Genomic DNA, 2,010 nt, shown 5'->3' on the forward strand with positions numbered 1-2,010 from the left:
CGCTCCAGATGCTCGACATGCAGTACTCGCACTGGCTCAAGTTCGTGTGGCCCGTCGTGGCGTTCACGCTGGTCTTTGGCGGAGGACTCTGCGTCGCCTGCTCGATCATCTACGCCGTGTAGCAGCACAAATGCAAGGCCCGAGGGCCCGTTCCCACTGCGATGTGGGGATGGGCCCTCAATCAATTTGCTTGCTCTTCTTAGGCCTGAGCGACCGCCATCCAGTGGCCCTCGCCGTCGCAGAACGCGAACGACCTCATGCCGCCTGCGTCCGAGATGGGGGAGAGCGTGACGCCCCGGCCCTCGAGCTCGTCGTGGTACGCGTCCACGTTCGCCACGCGGAAGAGGAGCGACGGCATGGCGGTGCTCACCTCTGGCGAGGACTCCTTCACGAGCCGCTTGTCCATGAGCACGACCCGTGCGCCCGAGGTCCCGAAGGAGAGGCACCACGCGTCGCTTCCGGCAGGCCCCGGACGCCGGGTGGCCTCACAAAAGCCGAGCCGCTCCGTCCAGTACCTCCGGCACGCCTCGACGTCGTCCACATAGACCATCACGTCCAGGCTGGCGGATTCAAGCGTGGCACCCTCCCGCGGCTCCACGCCGTCGAACCAGGCGAGCACCTCGTCCAGCGACACGGGTGCCATGCCGTTGGCGTCCACGCCCACGTCGTAGCGCAGGATCCCCTGCTCGCGCATGCGCGCATTGTACGAGCCCGGCGCCGGCTCGCCCATGCCAGAGTGGATGTGTCCGTGGAGCATGACGGCGCCGCGGCGCATGGCCTCCCAGCTGAGAAGCGGGTAGTGGCAGAGCACGAGGACCTGCCCCTCCGGCGTCTTCATCCGCATGAGGGGAGGGTCGAGCGAGAAGGTCTTGGTAACCTCGGGCCGCGACCAGTCCTTGTCGTGGTTGCCCGCAATCAGGTGCACCTTGCGGCAGACGATCTTCTCCCTTAGCTCGCGCGCGTGCTCCACCGTGCAGCGGAACGAGAAGTCGCCCAGGTCGTAGAGCGTGTCCGTGGGCGCCACGCGGACGTTCACGTTCTGGATGATGAGGTGCTCCATCGCCGCGAGGATGGAAAATCCGCGCTTCTGGGTGGCCAGGCTCTCGTGGCCGAGGTGGAGGTCCGAGGTGAACCAGATCATGGGCGCCCCCTTGCGTGACGTGGGCCCGCCGTGCGCCGGCCGTTGCTGGCTATACTCTAGACGTGAACGAGGGCGGACGTCACGGGAGCTTGACATGAAGAAGATCATCCTCGACCTGGACACCGGAATCGACGACGCGCTGGCCATCGCCTACGTGCTGGGAAGCCCGGACGCGGAGCTTGTGGGCATCACCGGGACGTACGGAAACGTGTTGCTTGAACAGGGCGTTCGCAACAGCCTTGCCCTGACGGAGCTGCTGGGCCACCCCGAGGTGCCGGTCTTTGCGGGACTCCCGCACGCCATGGGCCGCGACGGCTTTGCGGTGAGCGAGTCCACTGCACTGATCCACGGTGCCAACGGCATCGGCAACGTGGTCATCCCGGATGCGGAGCGCCCGGTGCAGGACCAGCCGGCAGTCGACTTCATCATCGAGGCGGCGCACCGCTACGGGGACGAGCTCGCCTACGTGCCGACGGGTGCCCCGACCAACCTCGCGGCGGCGCTCCGGAGGGACCCCTCGCTCAAGGACCGCCTCCACGTGGTGCTCATGGGCGGCGCCCTCACGGTGCCGGGCAACGTCAACGCCTGGACGGAGGCGAACATCGACCAGGACCCGGAGGCCGCCAACGAGGTCTTCCGCTCGGGCGTGGACGCGACGATGGTGGGGCTCGACGTCACGCACCAGACGGTCCTCACCAGGCGTGCGCTCGACGAGTGGCGCCAGATTGACACGCCCGCGGCTCGTGCCTACGTGGCGATGGTCGGCCACTACATCGGCGCGTACGAGAAGAACGCCCCCTACCTGGGCGGCTGTGGCCTGCACGACCCGCTTGCCGCGGCCGTGGCCATCGACCCGACGCTCGTGGGGT

At 67.6% G+C, this 2,010-nt stretch carries 2 protein-coding genes; one reads left to right on the forward strand and one right to left on the reverse strand.

The genetic code is table 11. The features are described 5' to 3' along the window. Positions 1-199 precede the first annotated feature (199 nt). Complete coding sequence (locus ACI38Z_RS07570; protein ID WP_439789582.1) at positions 200-1,141, reverse strand: VOC family protein; 942 nt, start codon at positions 1,139-1,141, stop codon at positions 200-202. Positions 1,142-1,235: 94 nt separating this feature from the next. Here ACI38Z_RS07570 and ACI38Z_RS07575 point away from each other — a divergent pair. Beyond that, the coding region (locus ACI38Z_RS07575) for a nucleoside hydrolase (RefSeq protein WP_439789583.1) at positions 1,236-2,010 on the forward strand (775 nt) is incomplete at its 3' end.

The sequence above is a fragment of the Parafannyhessea sp. genome, assembly GCF_051876455.1.
In the GTDB taxonomy this organism is placed as follows: domain Bacteria; phylum Actinomycetota; class Coriobacteriia; order Coriobacteriales; family Atopobiaceae; genus Parafannyhessea.

Excerpts from the sequence above, each read along its gene's own strand:
- ACI38Z_RS07570 (WP_439789582.1), bottom strand. The coding sequence starts at position 1,141 with ATGATCTGGTTCACCTCGGACCTCCACCTCGGCCACGAGAGCCTGGCC.